General features: G+C 44.7%; 18 protein-coding genes. 1 reads left to right on the top strand and 17 read right to left on the bottom strand.

The genetic code is table 11. The features are described from left to right. Positions 1-268, top strand: a 268-nt coding sequence (locus tag BM265_RS12810) for an IS3 family transposase (protein ID WP_143098657.1), incomplete at its 5' end; no start/stop codon positions are given. A gap of 144 nt (positions 269-412) precedes the next feature. Here the strand turns inward: BM265_RS12810 and BM265_RS12805 are convergent. The 17 genes from BM265_RS12805 to BM265_RS12730 all read right to left on the bottom strand — a co-directional run bounded on the left by BM265_RS12805 (position 413) and on the right by BM265_RS12730 (position 15,674). Beyond that, positions 413-928 carry a zinc ribbon domain-containing protein gene (locus tag BM265_RS12805; protein WP_074962203.1) on the bottom strand — a complete coding sequence of 172 codons (516 nt, stop codon included), beginning with the start codon at positions 926-928 and terminating at the stop codon, positions 413-415. A gap of 256 nt (positions 929-1,184) precedes the next feature. After that, positions 1,185-1,829, bottom strand: a complete 645-nt coding sequence (locus tag BM265_RS12800) for a hypothetical protein (protein ID WP_074962202.1) — start codon at positions 1,827-1,829, stop codon at positions 1,185-1,187. A 174-nt stretch (positions 1,830-2,003) separates the two neighbouring features. Beyond that, positions 2,004-2,090 carry a stage V sporulation protein SpoVM gene (gene spoVM / locus BM265_RS21090; protein ID WP_139199666.1) on the bottom strand — a complete coding sequence of 29 codons (87 nt, stop codon included), beginning with the start codon at positions 2,088-2,090 and terminating at the stop codon, positions 2,004-2,006. 56 nt (positions 2,091-2,146) lie between these two features. After that, the gene (locus BM265_RS12795) at positions 2,147-2,773 is read right to left on the bottom strand and encodes a thiamine diphosphokinase (protein WP_074962201.1); all 627 of its coding nucleotides are present in this window, start codon (positions 2,771-2,773) and stop codon (positions 2,147-2,149) included. Then, on the bottom strand, positions 2,766-3,647 hold the full coding sequence (gene rsgA, locus BM265_RS12790) for a ribosome small subunit-dependent GTPase A (RefSeq protein ID WP_074962200.1): 882 nt from the start codon (positions 3,645-3,647) through the stop codon (positions 2,766-2,768). The genes BM265_RS12795 and rsgA overlap by 8 nt, the downstream gene beginning before the upstream one ends. Positions 3,648-3,653: 6 nt before the next feature. Continuing rightward, a complete protein-coding gene (gene pknB, locus BM265_RS12785) occupies positions 3,654-5,855 on the bottom strand; it encodes a Stk1 family PASTA domain-containing Ser/Thr kinase (RefSeq protein WP_074962199.1) in 2,202 nt (733 codons plus the stop codon). Positions 5,856-5,891: 36 nt separating this feature from the next. Next, the gene (locus BM265_RS12780; protein ID WP_074962198.1) at positions 5,892-6,620 is read right to left on the bottom strand and encodes a Stp1/IreP family PP2C-type Ser/Thr phosphatase; all 729 of its coding nucleotides are present in this window, start codon (positions 6,618-6,620) and stop codon (positions 5,892-5,894) included. A gap of 18 nt (positions 6,621-6,638) precedes the next feature. After that, positions 6,639-7,685: a dual-specificity RNA methyltransferase RlmN gene (gene rlmN, locus BM265_RS12775; protein WP_074962197.1), complete on the bottom strand. Its 1,047-nt coding sequence runs from the start codon at positions 7,683-7,685 to the stop codon at positions 6,639-6,641. 4 nt (positions 7,686-7,689) lie between these two features. Further along, positions 7,690-8,985 carry a 16S rRNA (cytosine(967)-C(5))-methyltransferase RsmB gene (gene rsmB, locus BM265_RS12770; RefSeq protein WP_074962196.1) on the bottom strand — a complete coding sequence of 432 codons (1,296 nt, stop codon included), beginning with the start codon at positions 8,983-8,985 and terminating at the stop codon, positions 7,690-7,692. A 36-nt stretch (positions 8,986-9,021) separates the two neighbouring features. After that, positions 9,022-9,954, bottom strand: coding sequence for a methionyl-tRNA formyltransferase (gene fmt / locus BM265_RS12765; protein ID WP_074962195.1), 933 nt, complete (start codon positions 9,952-9,954; stop codon positions 9,022-9,024). Further along, the gene (def, locus tag BM265_RS12760) at positions 9,951-10,418 is read right to left on the bottom strand and encodes a peptide deformylase (protein WP_074962194.1); all 468 of its coding nucleotides are present in this window, start codon (positions 10,416-10,418) and stop codon (positions 9,951-9,953) included. Before def ends, fmt begins: the two co-directional genes overlap by 4 nt. A gap of 15 nt (positions 10,419-10,433) precedes the next feature. Continuing rightward, positions 10,434-12,887: a replication restart helicase PriA gene (gene priA / locus BM265_RS12755; RefSeq protein ID WP_074962193.1), complete on the bottom strand. Its 2,454-nt coding sequence runs from the start codon at positions 12,885-12,887 to the stop codon at positions 10,434-10,436. A gap of 18 nt (positions 12,888-12,905) precedes the next feature. Continuing rightward, entirely contained in the window at positions 12,906-13,112 is a 207-nt protein-coding gene (rpoZ, locus tag BM265_RS12750; RefSeq protein WP_074827962.1) for a DNA-directed RNA polymerase subunit omega, read from the bottom strand. After that, positions 13,105-13,755: a guanylate kinase gene (gmk, locus tag BM265_RS12745; RefSeq protein WP_143098727.1), complete on the bottom strand. Its 651-nt coding sequence runs from the start codon at positions 13,753-13,755 to the stop codon at positions 13,105-13,107. The genes rpoZ and gmk overlap by 8 nt, the downstream gene beginning before the upstream one ends. Beyond that, a complete protein-coding gene (locus BM265_RS12740) occupies positions 13,748-14,002 on the bottom strand; it encodes a DUF370 domain-containing protein (protein ID WP_074827958.1) in 255 nt (84 codons plus the stop codon). Before BM265_RS12740 ends, gmk begins: the two co-directional genes overlap by 8 nt. A 12-nt stretch (positions 14,003-14,014) precedes the next feature. Beyond that, positions 14,015-14,902 (bottom strand): YicC/YloC family endoribonuclease, encoded by an 888-nt coding sequence (locus BM265_RS12735; RefSeq protein WP_074962192.1) that lies wholly within the window; start codon positions 14,900-14,902, stop codon positions 14,015-14,017. Positions 14,903-15,026: 124 nt separating this feature from the next. Next, on the bottom strand, positions 15,027-15,674 hold the full coding sequence (locus tag BM265_RS12730) for an HAD family hydrolase (protein ID WP_074962191.1): 648 nt from the start codon (positions 15,672-15,674) through the stop codon (positions 15,027-15,029). Positions 15,675-15,698 lie beyond the last annotated feature (24 nt).

Below are 15,698 nucleotides of genomic sequence, written 5' to 3'. Positions count from 1 at the left end.
TCAATACACTTCACAACCGTATTTTAACCTAACTAAAAGATACCACATTACGCCGTCAATGTCAAGACGTGGGAACCCATATGACAATGCTTTAGCAGAAAATTTCTTTTCTATACTCAAAACCGAATGCATTTACAGGACGAAGATAAAGACATTTGATGAAGCACGGCAGCTCATTGATGATTACATCTACTTTTACAATCACCAGCGTATTCAACTCAAAACAAAACTGACTCCGCTTGAATTGCGAAGCCAGTTCGTTGCTTGATTTAATTATCCATAGGGGCTTTTTTGTGCTGTACGCACAAAGTGGTTCGGTTCACTAAATGCGCAGGAGCTTTTTATATTATAGAAATATATCCGTAAGAAACAAAAAGAGCGGTCAGATGACCGCTCTTTTTAGTCAATTGAATTAGTCCATCTTAGCGCCGCAGCCTGTGCAGAAAGCGTTGCCTGCGGGAACCTTTGCACCACACTGTGTGCAGAATCTTTCAGCGCCTGCAGGAGCAGCAGCTGCTGCTGTGGGCTGAGGAATAGCCTGAGCAGGCTGACCGAACTGAGGCTGTGCAACATTCTGAGCAGGAGCGCCAGCGGGCTTCAGAGACTTCAGAGCATTGGGGTTCTCATTCAGTGCGTTAAGCAGTTCAAGAACCTTGCAGCCGATGTAGATAACAGCTACTATCCAGAACAGAACCTGTAAGAAAGTGATGAAACCTGTGCCGCTCGACTTGGTTGCAGCAGATGCAGCACCCTTATCGCCCAATAAAGCCAGATTAACTAAATCAGATGCTGTCAGAGCGTTCTTGCTTGCCTTGTAAGCCTGGAAACCACTGTTACCAGCAATTGTAAGGAAAAGTGCAAACAGTACGTTTACAGCAGGTCCGACTACCTTATAAAGTCCATTCATAAATCCTTTGATCGAGTTCATTGTCTTTACCTCCAAAGATAAAATTTTAATAATATTATTATACTAATTTTTACAATGTTTGTCAATACTAAAAATTGTGATTTTTAAAATTTTTGTTTTTATTTGTCAGATGTCATAAGAGATAGAAACATTAACTCGATTTCTCTGCCTTCTTCAACAATTATTTCATGGTCATATGTTCGATATATCAGCCCCAAATATACGAACTGACAGAATAAAAGTGTATCCTCTTCTGACAAACACCATTTAATTCCTCTCAATCAATTTTTACTTTTCTGATGATAACAGGCAGCCAGTCAACAGGCTCGCCCCTGCCCTGAATCGATTCCGCCATTTGCTTGGTTTCATCATAAGAATTATCGATAAGACCATAGCTGTTGAATCTTACTCCGCTTATATACTTTTGCAGACTGTTGCACAGGAATGAATGAAAGCCGTAAAAGTCCCATCCTAAGATATCACAGCCTATCGTTTCATCTGTATTAACCGCGCCGATAACACTATCCAAAATAAAACCATCGTCAAGATATTCCCGAAATTCCTTTTCGGCACAAACAGATATCAGGATATATTTTTCACTGTCAAAATATTCTTTATAGAAATGCAAGGCGTCTTCGCGGCTCAAAAATCTGCCGTCGCTAAAAAAGCGATTTTCACCCATAAGTTCAGTTATCTCAGCGCTCATTTTTATGTAGGTCTCTATGTCAGGAAATTGCTTGATATAAGTTTTATCATCCCCGTGAGGTTTCCATCCATGACACAAAGCGTACTGTGGTTCATGGGTACAAAGACAATCACTTGCAGAAATAAACCCGCCCGAACCTATTTCGAGATACTCGGGACGATCGATGTGTTCACAAATATAGTACCCTATCGTGAGAAAATCGGTATTTTCAAGCATACGGTTCACCTCCAAATCAAATTTATTCTATAAGCAAGATTATAGCATATATCACCTGTGCCGTCAACCATCGAACAGTTTAGAGTACAAAAGAAAACGGCTGTCCAGAGTGTTTCTGGACAGCCATAATTTTATTAACTTCTTTAAAACTGACGAATCAATCCGACAAAAATTTTACATACTATCCTCTTTGCTGATGCCGAAGATCATTTTCAGCAGCCCCGAAAGCAGGCGGGGACTTTTCACTACTACGACTTTCATAAGTATTACCTCCCTGTAGCTTGGTAATACATACTATTCAGCAAGAGGGGTTTTGGTTACAGTCTTGACTGTATCACGAGCAGTCTGCCCTCAGTAAACGAGATTTTCGCAGCTGGGGGAATGATCTCATTTGAAACACCCAGCGTGACCGAATCGGTAAGGGTGCAGTCCTGTACAGAATACTTTGCACCGCTAATCGCAAGCCCCTTGACTTCTCGGGAATAGGCAAACAGTGAAAGCGAGAAACCCTCTTTATAAGGGACAGAAAACTCACCAGGCATATGGAATGATATGATGTCATCATCACCCACAATAGTTCCATTCGCTCCGTTTTCGGCTATCAGCGCAAGGCAAGCAATATTGCCTATCATGTGGTCAATCCTGCCGCCGCAGGCACCATAGATAACTATTCTCTTAGCGCCCATTTCCAATGCCCTATTGACTGCAAGCATCAGATCGGTATCGTCTTTTTCGGGTGGAAAGCACATAACCTTGTCACCAGACGGAGTGTAATTCAGAGAATCAAAATCCCCAAGAACAATATCAGCTTCTACACCAAGAGACTCTGCCAAGGCATATCCCTTGTCAGCGCAGATGATAAACGCATTTTCAAGAATAGCTTTGTCAACAGTTTCAGATTTTACCGGATCGCCGCCCGCAAAAATAACACAGGTGTCAGTCATTTTTATACTCCCATTCCTTTAGATGTTTGGCGTCCTCATACATTTGCAGATAGCTGTCGAACCGTGACTGAGGTATCTTCCCTGCTTTAACAGCTTCGATGACTGCACAGCCCTTTTCCTTAGTGTGACTGCAATCGGGGAAACGGCATTTATCGGTGTATTCGCCGAACTCGATAAAGCAGTCAGCAAGCTTATCCTTAAAAATGATATCGTACCTGTTAGTATCAAAAGAGGAAAATCCAGGGGTATCTGCAATATAACCTCCTCCCTCCAGCTTATACAGCTGAACATGGCGGGTAGTATGTCTTCCTCTGCCAAGTTTTTTGCTGATCTCGCCCGTAGCAAGCCCAAGCTCAGGATACATATTATTCAGCAGCGAGGACTTTCCAACGCCGGTATTGCCTGTAAAGGCAGAAAGCTTGCCTTGCAGAGCAGCCCTGACTTCGGCACTTCCCTCGCCTGTTACATTGTCACATTCAAAAACATCAATGCCAACACTCCGGTATACAGCTGCAAGTTCCTCTCCGGAACGCTTATCCACTTTGGTAAATACCACCACGGGCTTTATCTTTTTAAATTCTGCAATAGCGATGAATTTATCCAGCAGAAGCGTATTAGGCTTTGGCTCGACGGTAGATGATACGAACACCAGCAGGTCGAGATTTGCAAGAGGCGGTCTTATCAGTTCGGAACGTCTGGGTAGTATTTCCTCGATAACACAGCCGTCTTTATCCTCAGAGATAATAACATTATCGCCGCACATCGGGGATATTTTCTTTTTTCTGAATATCCCGCGGGCTTTACATTCAAATATGCCGTCGGAGGCATCTACAGTGTAGAGACCTCCGATTGCTTTCGTTATAATACCTGTCATATAAACTTAGTAGGTGGTTTCGCCATTGTCAGGCACGTCAGCCTGTGAGCTGTCATCAGTAGGCTGAGGTACAGGAGCCTCGGTCTGAGGAGGCTCGGTCACATCAGGCTGTGAAGAACTTTCCTCAGGCTTTGAGCTTTCCTCCTTAACACTAGGAGTAATATCCAGCAGGCCGTCCTTATTCAGCGAACCGCTAAGTTCAGCAGTCTTCTTTTCGTAGTTTACATTGAATACTGCGTAGTTTACAGACTTACCTGTTTCCTCATTTCTGATGGATACTGTGATTGTCTCGGTCTTCTTACCGGAAATATCCATAGTTATCGCACCGCCTGCAACAGTCTCGCCGTTGGAAATGGACTGTGTATAACGTACATTTCCGTTTACGAAGCCCTGAAGCGAGTATGCACCATGCAGACCATCGGGCATCGGGATGCTGATCGTCAGATTAACGGGATCTGTCTCACCTGTGGATACGTAGATCGTAACCTCAGTGTCTCTCTCAACTCTTTTGTCGGGTTCAACGGACTGGTCGATTACCTTACCCTTATCGCCGTCATGAGGCATATCATCAACATTTGCTTTCAGCTTGTTTTCCTTAAGGATAGTGATAGCCTTCTCCTTGGTCAGACCAACAACGTTAGGTACCTTAACCATAGTATCCAGAGGACCCTTGCTGACATAAAGTGTAACTGCACCACCAGAAGCATGTTCAGTACCTGCAGCAGGTTCAGTACCAATTGCTATTTTCTCAGGAACAGTATCATCGTACTTACTTCTCAGAACGACTGTGAAGCCTGCAGCTATCAACTCGCTCTCTGCAACTTCGGATTCATTACCTGAAACATCAGGTACAACTATCATCTGCTTGCCACGGCTTACCTTAAGTGTGATGGTGTAACCTTCCTTAACGGTCTTACCTGCGGTCTGGCTCTGCCAGAAGATTGTACCCTCTTCGAAATCGGTATTGTACTCATCCTGAACTTCGATCTTGAGTTTATCGTCCCAGTCCTGCTTAACCTGAACTATGTTCTCACCAACAAAGTTAGGAAGCATAACTGTACTTGTGTGAATTCCTGTACCGTTACCGTTCTTTGAAAATGTCTTGATAACAGTATATCCGATTATGATACCTGCAACGATAACAACTGCCACAGTAACTGCCAGAAGTATCGGCACTACATATGAGCGCTTCTTCTCGGGCTCATAGTAATCGTCGTCATCGTCATCATAATCGTCGTCATCATATTCATCATCATAATCATCTTCATAATCATCATAATTATCATCGATGACAGGCTTTCTGTTCTGATTATTCACAGGATAGAAACCTACGTTGTCAACAACAGGTGCAGAACCTGCCTTGTAGCCGAACACTACTGACTGGTTGAGCTTGAAGGTATCTATATCCCTTATCATCTCAGCTGCCGACTGATAACGCTGAGCGGGCTGCTTTTCCATAGCGTGATAAACGATCTCTTCTAACGCCTCAGGAATGGAGGGCATTATCTCTCTGGGAGGAACAGCCATCTCCTGCATATGTTTAAGAGCAACATTCACAGCAGTATCACCGTCAAAAGGTTTTCTGCCGGTAAGCATCTCATAAAGCATAACGCCCACGGAATAGATATCCGATCTTTCATCGGTCATATCACCCTGCGCCTGCTCGGGAGATATATAGTGTACAGAGCCTATTGCCTTATCCGAAAGGGTCTTGCCGTCAATCCTGGAAAATCTTGCAATGCCGAAATCCATGACCTTTATTGTGCCGTCGGTAAACAGCATGATATTCTGCGGCTTGATATCCCTGTGAACGATGCCCTTGTCATGGGCGTGCTGCAAAGCTCTCAGTATCTGTGTGATAAAATGCAGTGCATCTTTCCATTTCAATACACCCTGTTGTTCGATAAACTCTTTCAGTGTGATACCGTCGATGTATTCCATTACGATGAACTGTATCTCATCAGTGAAGCCCACATCGTATATCTTAACGATATTCGGGTGAGACAGCACTGCGATAGCCTTGCTCTCATTCCTGAACCTCCTCAGGAACTCCTCGTCGCCCGAAAACTCGGGTTTAAGGATCTTTACAGCCACAGGACGGTCTTCCATTACGTCCTGTGCCTTATAGACATCAGCCATTCCGCCTACGCCTATAAGCTCGGTAATTTCATATCTGCCATCCAGCTTCTTACCGATATTAGAATCCATTTTATTCAACTCCTAAATATTATTTTATTGTCTCAATCAGTTGGCTACAATTGCAGCGGTTATATTATCTTTGCCGCCGCATTCGTTCGAATGGTCAATGAGCTTTGTTACTGCCTCATCGAGATTGTTCCCGAAAACAGTGCAGTATATAAGTTCATCGCTGCAATATCCCGACAAACCGTCAGAACACAGCACAACAGCAAAATTCCCCTCTTCATAGCGCTCAAAATAATCGACCTCGACATCGGGTTCAACGCCCACTGCCCTGGTGATCACATTTCTCATGGGATGGTTCTTGGCATCCTCTTCGGTTATCTGACCGCTTTGTCTCAGCACTTCCACATAAGTATGATCAGTGGTGATCTGTTCGATGCCGTCATTAGTCAGCAGATAACCGCGGCTGTCACCCACATTGACAACAAAGATATTCTTGTCAATGATCAAAGCAGCCACGCAGGTAGTACCCATCCCATTTTTATCTATATCCTCTATGCTTTTTTCATACACGCAGGTGTTAGCGTAATGAACGGCATTGAGCAAAAGATTCCTGATAGAATTAAAGTTCATATCGGGTCTGAAGTTCTCTTTGACCCTTTCGATAAAACTGTCAACAGCAAGCTGACTTGCCACTGCACCCGAAGCTGCACCGCCCATACCGTCACAAACAGCAGCGATGCACATATTATCGCCAAGAACCTCGACTCTTACTCTATCCTGATTCTCTTCTCTCTTTTGACCTATATCCGTACCAAATGCCAGAAACATACAGCTCACCGCCTTTCATCATATTTCATATTCCCGCCTCAGCTGACCGCAGGCAGCGTCAATATCAGAACCAAGAGTCCTGCGCACAGTCGCGTTAAGACCGAGAGCTTCAAGCCGCTTACGGAAACGTTCAGCCGCCTTTCTGTCAGACCTGTAATCGCGTTCCTTGATCTTATTAACGGGAATGATATTCACATGGCACACAAAGTTTTTAAGCAGCGCGGCGAGTTCTTCAGCATCGGACTGCTTATCATTGTGGCCGTCAATAAGCGCATATTCAAAAGATATCCTTCTGCCTGTGACCTTGAAATAATATCTGCAGGCAGTCAGAAGTTCGTTTATATCATACTTATTGTTAACGGGCATTATTTCACTTCTGCTTTTATTGTTTGAAGCATGGAGGGAGATCGACAGCGTTATACCAAGTTTCATCTCGGCAAGTTCGTATATCCTCGGCACTATCCCGCAGGTAGAAACCGAAACGTGTCTAAGCGACATATTCGTACCCTGCTCACAGGAGAGCACCTTAAGGAAATTCACGACATTATCGAAATTATCCATCGGCTCGCCGATACCCATGAGTACTGCACCCGTTATCTTCCTGCCGCTATCCCTTGCCGCTTCATATATCTGAAGCAGTATCTCCGAGGACGAGAGATCTCTCTTGTACCCCGCAATAGTCGAAGCGCAGAACCTGCACCCCATCTTACAGCCTACCTGTGTAGAAACGCAGACAGTATTGCCGTAGTTATACTCCATGATAACAGTCTCAACATGGTTGCCGTCAGGAAGCCTATAAAGATATTTTACAGTATTATCGGTATTACTTTCAAGTCTTTTTACGATAAATAGTGATTTTAAACAAAATATTTTTTCTAGCTTTTCTCTCAATTGTACAGATAGATTAGTCATTTTAACAAAACTATCCACCCTTTTGACGTGAAGCCATTCAAATATCTGTTTTGCGCGGAATTTCTTTTCTCCCGCAAGAAGGATCTGCTCTTCGAGTTCATCAGGAAGCAGACCTAAAATATCTATCTTTCCATTTTCGTCGTAAGCGACCATACATTCACCTCCGACGCCTTAATTTAGCGATGAAAAATCCATCAGAACCATACATATCGGGAGTGATGGTCTGCATAAATGCATCACAATCCTCGGCAGGTTCGAAATTTTGATGTGAAGCAAGGAACTGCTTCACGACTTCATCATTTTCAGCTCTTGATACCGTGCAGGTGGAATAAACCAGAAATCCATTCTCCTTTACGTATTTTGAAGCTGTGTCAAGTATCTCTGCTTGAATGATAGGAAGTCTTTCAAATTCGGAAGGATCTTTGTACTTGATCTCTGGCTTTCGCCTTATAACACCAAGACCTGAACAGGGAGCATCAACAAGCACTCTGTCAGCCATTGGCAGATCGGGATTGAATACCTTTGCATTATTGACCTCGGCAGTAACACACGAAAGACCAAGTCTTTCAGCGCCCGAACGGATAAGCTTTACTCTGTTTGGGTGGAGATCGAAAGCAAGTACTCTGCCCTCATTATTCATCATCTCAGCGATGGTGAAAGTCTTACCGCCCGGTGCGGAACACAGATCAAGAATAGTATCCCCGGGTTGAGGATCAAGAGTTTTACAGCAAAGCTGACTTGCAAGATCCTGAACATGAAATCTTCCCTGTTTATAAGCCTCAGTCTTTTCGATTGCTCCTGCATTAGCTACATTCACAGCATATTCAAGCATTTTGGAACGCTCAAAAGTGATGTCATCTGCAAGCAGCATATCCAGAGTTTCATCGATGTAACCTGACAAGTTATTTAGCCTTACGGTAGTAGGAGCCTGCCCAAGCGAGGTTTCCAGAAGTGACAAGCACTTACCCTTGCCATATTCAGTCATCCATTTTCCCACCAGCCATCTCGGGCAGGAATACTCCAGAGATAGTCTATCGATCTCGTTATCGGTCTTAGGCAGAGCCTTTTCGCGTCTGATGAATTCTCTAAGCAGACCGTTTGTAAAGCCCGCAGATGCAGGATTTCTGCACTTTTTAGCCAGTTCAACAGATTCATCCACAGCTGCGTTATCAGGAACTGAATCCATGTATTTCAGCTGATAAAGTCCACAGCGAAGGATATTCCTGAGTGTGAAATTCAGCTTATTCTTAGGATTCTTTGAAAGATCTGCAATGATGGCATCAAGTGTCAGACGTCTTTCAAGTACACCGTAAAACAATGCAGCTATGAATTTTTTGTCCCGCTTATCAAAATCGCTTCTGCTTAATGATTCGTCCAGCAGGATATTGGAGTATGAATTGTTCTCATCAAGCTTTGTAAGGAGCCTGACTGTATACCACCTAGTATTTCCCAAATTATATATCCTCCAACCGACAAGTTATATCACTTGTCATATTCCAAGTACAGTTCCTTCGGCTATAGGCTTACCTCTGAGGTAATCAGCTGTTGCCATTCTCTTTGAGCCTTCTGCCTGTATCTCGGTAAATCTAATCAAACCTTCGCCGCAAGCAATCGTCAAGTCTTTAGCCTTTACAACGGTTCCTGCGGGTTTATCGGAATTTCCCTCTACTATCTCGGAATGATAAACTTTAAGTCTTTTACCGCTTATAAGGGTAGTCGCACAAGGCCAGTCAGAAAGTCCGCAGATCTGCTTGTGGACTTCTCTTGCAGTCTTAGTGAAATCAATGGGAGAAAGCTCCTTAGTCAGCATAGGCGCATATGTAGCTTCTTCCTCATTCTGAGGAACAGGTGTAATCTCTCCCTTTTCAAGCTTTTCAAGAGTCTCAACTATCAGATCGGCACCCATATCTGCCAGCCTGTCAAAAAGCTCGGCTGCAGTTTCGTTTTCGCCGATCTCGGTCTCGCATTTCAACAGCATATCGCCTGTATCAAGACCCTCGCCCATCAGCATCGTTGTTATGCCCGTAGTCTTTTCATCATTCAGCACCGCCCACTGTATCGGACCAGCACCGCGGTATTTCGGCAGAAGCGATCCGTGAACGTTAACACAGCCGAACTTCGGTATATCAAGCACCGATTTCGGCAGTATCTTTCCGTATGCCGCAACAACTATACATTCGGGTGCAAGGTCTTCCAGTATCTTGATAAATTCCTCGCCGCCGTTTTTAAGGCTGTTAGGCTGATACACTGGGATATTTTTTTCAACCGCAAACTCCTTGACCGGGGGAGCAACTAGCTTCATACCTCTGCCCTTGGGCTTGTCGGGCTGACAGAAAACCGCCTGCACCTCGTGACCCGCTTCATACAGCGCTTTCATAGAAGGCACTGCAAAATCAGGCGTACCCATGAAAACTATTTTCATTTCTCATCTACCTCAACAAATTCTTCAACAACTTCGGTAAACAGGTGACCGTCAAGATGTGCGGTCTCATGGCATACAGCCTGAGCAAAAAGCTCGCTGACTTCCATTTCATACCATTCGCCGTTCCTATCCTGTGCCTTGAATTTAACGCTCATAGGTCTGGTAACATAGCCCCACTCACCGGGACAGGACAGACAGCCCTCAAGTACTCTCTGTGTTTCCTCGGACTTCCAGATTATCTCGGGGTTTATCAGCTCATAAACATTGCCGTCGCCAACATCGATTATGCAGAAGCGTCTGAGGATAGCGACCTGCGGTGCAGCAAGACCGACACCGTTCGCCTTAGCGAGGGTCTCCTTCATATCGTCCAGCCATGTCCACAGCTTTTCATCGAATTTCTCTACAGGTCGGCAGACCTTATGCAGAGTTTCATCGCTTTTGTTCAGTATATTCCTGACAGCCATTTCACACTTTCCTTTCTAAAGGCCGATATCACCGTTGATATCGGCATAAATGCGGACTTCTCTGAAGTCCTTGTTATCGTTGAAGTCTTTCAGCACAGCTGCTATCATCTGCCTGAAACACCTGGTATTTTTAGATTTAAGTATCAGCCTGTACCTGAACCTGCCATTTATAACTTCAAGGGTACAGGGTGCAGGGCCAATCGCACGCAACGGAAAATCCACCTTATTTACCTTGAGATATTGACCTATGAACGCAGCCACATGATCAGCTGCGGCTATCGCTCTGCTTTCCATAACAGCAGAAAATCCTATAACACAGATATCACAGCATGGCGGATAGATCAGCGATTGTCTCAGGGCTATCTCTTCGGCATAAAACTCATCATAATTCTGCTCCGCCGCAAGATTAAGTACATAATGATCGGGCACAAAAGTCTGAATATAAGCAGACCCCGGCTTGCTGCCTCGCCCGCTTCTTCCAGCCACCTGAGTAAGCAGTGAGAATGTCCTCTCATAGCTTCTGAAATCCCCCGTAAACAGAGCTTTATCAAGGGATATAACACCCACCAGCGTAACGTTCGGGAAGTTAAGACCCTTAGCTATCATCTGCGTACCAAGCATGATATCATACTCGTGGTTCTCAAATGCCTTGAATTTTTCCTCATAGGCGTATCGCGATGATGTTGTATCCGCATCCATACGCAGAATCCTTGCATCAGGATATATCCTGGCAAGTTCGTCCTCCACCCTCTGAGTACCCACTCCGCTTGACTTCAGCTTATCTGAACCGCAGGAAGGACATACCGCAAGATTATCCATAGTGTAACCGCAGTAATGGCACATAAACCTGTCATTCTTTTTGTGGTAAGTCAGTGGAATATTGCACTTGGGGCACACTACAGGCTGTCGACAGCTTGCACAGCTGACGTAAGTAGTGAAACCTCGTCTGTTCAGGAGAAGTATCGCCTGTTCGTCCCTTTGCAGAGTTTCTGTCAGCTTATCAGCTAGCTTTCGGCTTACAAGGCTGTCGTTGCCCTCAGCTGATTCTGTCTGCATATCGATTATCTCGACCTTTGGGAGTGCAGCATCGCTGTACCTGTGGGCAAGGGTGAAAAGATGGAATCTTCCCTTTTGCGCGTGATAAAAAGTTTCCAGCGATGGTGTCGCCGAAGCCATCAACAGAAGCGCACCGTTATGTCCACAACGCTGAATAGCCACATCTCTGGCATGATAACGAGGATTGGAGTCCGATTTATAGGACTGCTCACCCTCTTCGTCCATTATTATAACACCGATATTATCGGCAGGAGCGAAAACTGCGCTCCTTGTACCGATGATTATCCTTGCTTCACCGCGCTTTATGCGCTTGAATTCGTCCATGCGCTGTCCCAGCGACAGTGACGAATGTAACAGTGCGATATTCTCACCGAAAAGAACCTTGAACCTTGCAAGCATCTGAGGAGTAAGGGAGATCTCGGGAACGAGCATTATCGCCGTTTTTCCCATTTTTACAACACTATCGATCACCCTTATGAAAACAGAAGTCTTGCCGCTGCCGGTAACACCGTAAAGCAGTGCACCTGCGGGCTTTCCTGCACGTATAAGGGACATTATGCCGTTATACGCCATCATTTGTTCATCATTAAGGATAATATCCTCGGGGCTTTCTCTGTCACCCAGTTCACCAACTGCATTGCGCATGACTTCCTGCTCATAGATCCGCAGGACTTCCTTATCGCAAAGCCTTTTGATGATGGTAGCTGTACAGCCCGTCATATAGCAAAGCTCTTTTACCGATGCCGAGCCGCTTTCTTCAAGAAGCTCCACAACTTTTTTCTGCTTAGGGGTGAGGTCGGCATCTTCATAACCATCGTTGAGAACAGCCATTTTAACGCTATCATCACCGACTTTCCTCTTGAAGCTCGGAACTTCCTCTACATAGCCCTTGTCTATCAGACTATCCAAAGGCTTTTTACGCTGAGGATTGGCTTTCAAGTCAAAATACTTGTCGATTTCAGCAGCATCGTCACAGCTTTCAAGGAAACCGACAATTTCGGCTTCCTCTGCACTAAGGCTCTCTGTGTCGATATAAGTATTCACAAGTGCGAAATGCATATCGACCTTGTACGAGAACCCAGTAGGTACAGCACTTTTGAAAGCGTCATAATAGGTGCAGAAAGTATTCTCTTTCAGCCAGAAAATGATCTTCATCATCTCATCGGTAACAAGGCTCTCCTTATCTATGACCGAGATAACAGGCTTCAGCTTATGTCTGTTATCATCGTTATGACCAAGTCTTGTAACAAGACCTATCACCCTGTTATTGCCGCGGCCGAAGGATACCAGCACCCTCATTCCCGCTTTGAGTACCTGTCTGTATCTTTCGGGAACGAAATAACTGTATTCGCTGTCAAAGCTGTAAGCCGCATGGTTCATCGCCACATACGCAACAGTCTCCCTTTCTCCCATTTCAACAGACCTCCGCTATCAGTTTTTCAGTGATGCGTCCTCGATTATCTTGTATTCAGCAGCCGCGAGTTCATCAACTGCGGTCTTTACAGGCTTCTCTTCAAGAATTTTCTCGTTCTTGCTAGCCTCATCTGTGATCTCTCTTGCACGTTTTGCAACAGCTATCACCAGTGAATAATAGCTCTCATTGTTTTTAAGTATCTGACATACTGCCGGTCTAAGCATTTTCAAGCACCTCTCGTATCATATTTTTAATCTCTTCATTTTTGGGACTGAACCTTACAGCGGGTTCTTTCTCGCCCCTTATACCATCAATGACAGCCTTGAAATCTTCAAGTGCAGCTTCTAGGTCGTCATTCATTATCACATAATCATATTTGTCGGACTTCTCTATCTCGCCCGCTGCCTGTGCAACGCGCTTTTCGATAGTTTCTTCATCCTCTGTCGCCCTCTTGTGAAGTCTTCTTCTGAGTTCACTTATAGACGGCGGCAGGATAAACAGCGAAGAAACCTCAGGTCTTATGGCCTTTACCTTAAAAGCACCCTGAGTTTCTATCTCAAGGATAACGTCCTTGCCTGCTGCAAGATTTTCCTCAACAGGCTTTCTGGGTGTTCCGTAATAGGTCTGATTATATTTTGCATATTCAAGAAAATTATCCTCAGCTATCATCTTCTCAAACTCTTCAGTGGTGATGTAATGATAACTCTCTCCCGGTACTTCTCCGGGTCTGGGACCTCTCGTTGTACAGGAAACGGAGTAGAAAACTTCGTTTTTCTTGAAAGCCTTCTCCATTATCGTACCCTTGCCGCAGCCCGAGGGAGCTGAAACTATTATCAGCTTGGGTTCTCTTTTTTCCATCTTATCCATCTTCTTCAACCTCCTCTTCGGCAGCCCTGCCGCATACTGTTTCGGGGGATACTGCCGACAGCACCACATGGTCGCTGTCCATAATTACGACAGCACGTGTTTTTCTGCCGTAGGTCGCATCTATCAGGGTGCCCTTGTCGCGTGATTCCTGTATCAGCCTTTTTATCGGCGCGGAATCAGGCGCTACGATTGCAATTACCCTTGATGCTGAGACCATATTCCCATAACCTATGTTTATCAGCTGCATGAGATCACCAACTTATTCGATATTCTGTATCTGCTCCCTGATCTTTTCGATCTCGGCTTTGAGATCGACGACTTTCTTTGTGATAGTCAGATCGTTTGCCTTAGAACCGATGGTGTTGACTTCCCTGTTGACTTCCTGAACAAGGAAATCCAGCTTTCTGCCCACAGGTTCATCGGAAGCGATCAGATCCCTGAACTGGGAGATATGGCTCCTCAGTCTTACAGTCTCCTCATCGATGGCTACCTTGTCAGCGAATATAGCGACCTCTGTGAGTATTCTCTGCTCATCGATATTGTCAGCACCTGTGCCTTTGAGGGTATCCTTGATCTTCTCATAAAGCCTTTCGCTGTAGCTCTGTGCTACCGATGGCTGATGCTCTTCGATTTCGCCCACTGTCTTTTCGATATAATCAAGACGGGAGCTTACATCTTCATACATCTTTTTGCCCTCGGTCTCGCGCATCTCAACAAATCTGTCAAGAGCTGTCTGAGCCACACCCTTTACCTGTGCCCAGATAACTTCCTCATCCTCGGTCTTTTTGACCACGGTGAAAATATCGGGCAGCTTCATGATGTTAGCAAGAGTAAGGTCATCGCTGAGGTTGAGTTCATCAGCTGCACCTCTCAGTGCATCGAGATACCCCTTAGCCACTGACTTGTTCAGTTCGATCTCAGCATCTGTGCCTTCCTGATTGTAAATAGACACAGAGACCTCCACTTTACCCCTGGATATACCGCTTTTCAGAAAAGCCTTGAGCTTTTCGTCAAGATATCCGTAAGCGCGGGGAGTTCTGGAGGTAAACTCATAGTATCTGTGATTTACCGAACGAATCTCAACAATGATCTCTCTGCCCTCGGCAACAATATGTTCTCTGCCGAAGCCTGTCATACTTTTTACCATTATCAGCTTTCCTTTCCGTAAACGTGAATTATTTCAAAGCTTAATATCAAATTATATTATATCATTTTCCGCCCAAATAAGCAAGGTTTTTTAACAATATTTTATGATTATTTTTACATCAGATTCACATTTTAGGGAGTGCTTCGGAAAGAGAGCTGCCGATAGCTATATTCGGGTAGCGCATAAAGGTCACCTTATCGGTGGGACCTGTTGTCACGGCGGCAAAATCAACACCTGCATTCACTGCTGTTTCGGCATCGATATAACTGTCACCGACATAGAGGACTTCGTCTTTCGTCACCCCAAGAAGCTCCATGGCTTTCATGATACCCTGAGGGTCGGGCTTGGGGGCAGATACATCTTCCAGACCAACTATAACATCATATGGATGAACACCAAGCTGAACTTCAAAAGATTCGACTATCCTGTAACGCATCTTGGTGGAGACAATTGCAGTCTTGATATCGTTAGCGCGAAGTTTTTCAAGTATCGGTAAAGTATCCTCGTAGAAATATGTATGTGCCGACATAACATCATTTGCCTTTTCCACATAGACTTTTCTCATTTCATCACGCTTAGGATTCATAGGCGTATCGGTAAGGATATCGAAAGCGTCCTGCAAAGTAAGCCCGATGGTATTGTATATCGCTCTGTCATCCGGAACTTCATAGCCAAAATATTTCAGCGTATGCCTGAAACATTCGAGTATGCCCTTAGAAGAATCTGCCAGGGTAAGGTCAAAGTCGAAAATGTAAGCCTTATAATCTTTCATCTCAGCACCTCTTTCAGATTAACT

Origin of the sequence: Hominimerdicola alba (genome assembly GCF_900112155.1) — a bacterium.
Lineage (GTDB): Bacteria > Bacillota > Clostridia > Oscillospirales > Ruminococcaceae > Hominimerdicola > Hominimerdicola alba_D.
This window is presented reverse-complemented; position numbering and strand designations above follow the sequence as displayed.

Coding starts and splice junctions, on each gene's coding strand:
- BM265_RS12805 (WP_074962203.1), bottom strand. CDS start 928: ATGAACTCGATCAAAGGATTTATGAATGGACTTTATAAGGTAGTCGGA.
- BM265_RS12800 (WP_074962202.1), bottom strand. CDS start 1,829: ATGCTTGAAAATACCGATTTTCTCACGATAGGGTACTATATTTGTGAA.
- spoVM (WP_139199666.1), bottom strand. CDS start 2,090: ATGAAAGTCGTAGTAGTGAAAAGTCCCCGCCTGCTTTCGGGGCTGCTG.
- BM265_RS12795 (WP_074962201.1), bottom strand. CDS start 2,773: ATGACTGACACCTGTGTTATTTTTGCGGGCGGCGATCCGGTAAAATCT.
- rsgA (WP_074962200.1), bottom strand. CDS start 3,647: ATGACAGGTATTATAACGAAAGCAATCGGAGGTCTCTACACTGTAGAT.
- pknB (WP_074962199.1), bottom strand. CDS start 5,855: ATGGATTCTAATATCGGTAAGAAGCTGGATGGCAGATATGAAATTACC.
- BM265_RS12780 (WP_074962198.1), bottom strand. CDS start 6,620: ATGTTTCTGGCATTTGGTACGGATATAGGTCAAAAGAGAGAAGAGAAT.
- rlmN (WP_074962197.1), bottom strand. CDS start 7,685: ATGGTCGCTTACGACGAAAATGGAAAGATAGATATTTTAGGTCTGCTT.
- fmt (WP_074962195.1), bottom strand. CDS start 9,954: ATGAAAATAGTTTTCATGGGTACGCCTGATTTTGCAGTGCCTTCTATG.
- def (WP_074962194.1), bottom strand. CDS start 10,418: ATGGCTGTCAGGAATATACTGAACAAAAGCGATGAAACTCTGCATAAG.
- priA (WP_074962193.1), bottom strand. CDS start 12,887: ATGGGAGAAAGGGAGACTGTTGCGTATGTGGCGATGAACCATGCGGCT.
- rpoZ (WP_074827962.1), bottom strand. CDS start 13,112: ATGCTTAGACCGGCAGTATGTCAGATACTTAAAAACAATGAGAGCTAT.
- gmk (WP_143098727.1), bottom strand. CDS start 13,755: ATGGATAAGATGGAAAAAAGAGAACCCAAGCTGATAATAGTTTCAGCT.
- BM265_RS12740 (WP_074827958.1), bottom strand. CDS start 14,002: ATGCAGCTGATAAACATAGGTTATGGGAATATGGTCTCAGCATCAAGG.
- BM265_RS12735 (WP_074962192.1), bottom strand. CDS start 14,902: ATGGTAAAAAGTATGACAGGCTTCGGCAGAGAACATATTGTTGCCGAG.
- BM265_RS12730 (WP_074962191.1), bottom strand. CDS start 15,674: ATGAAAGATTATAAGGCTTACATTTTCGACTTTGACCTTACCCTGGCA.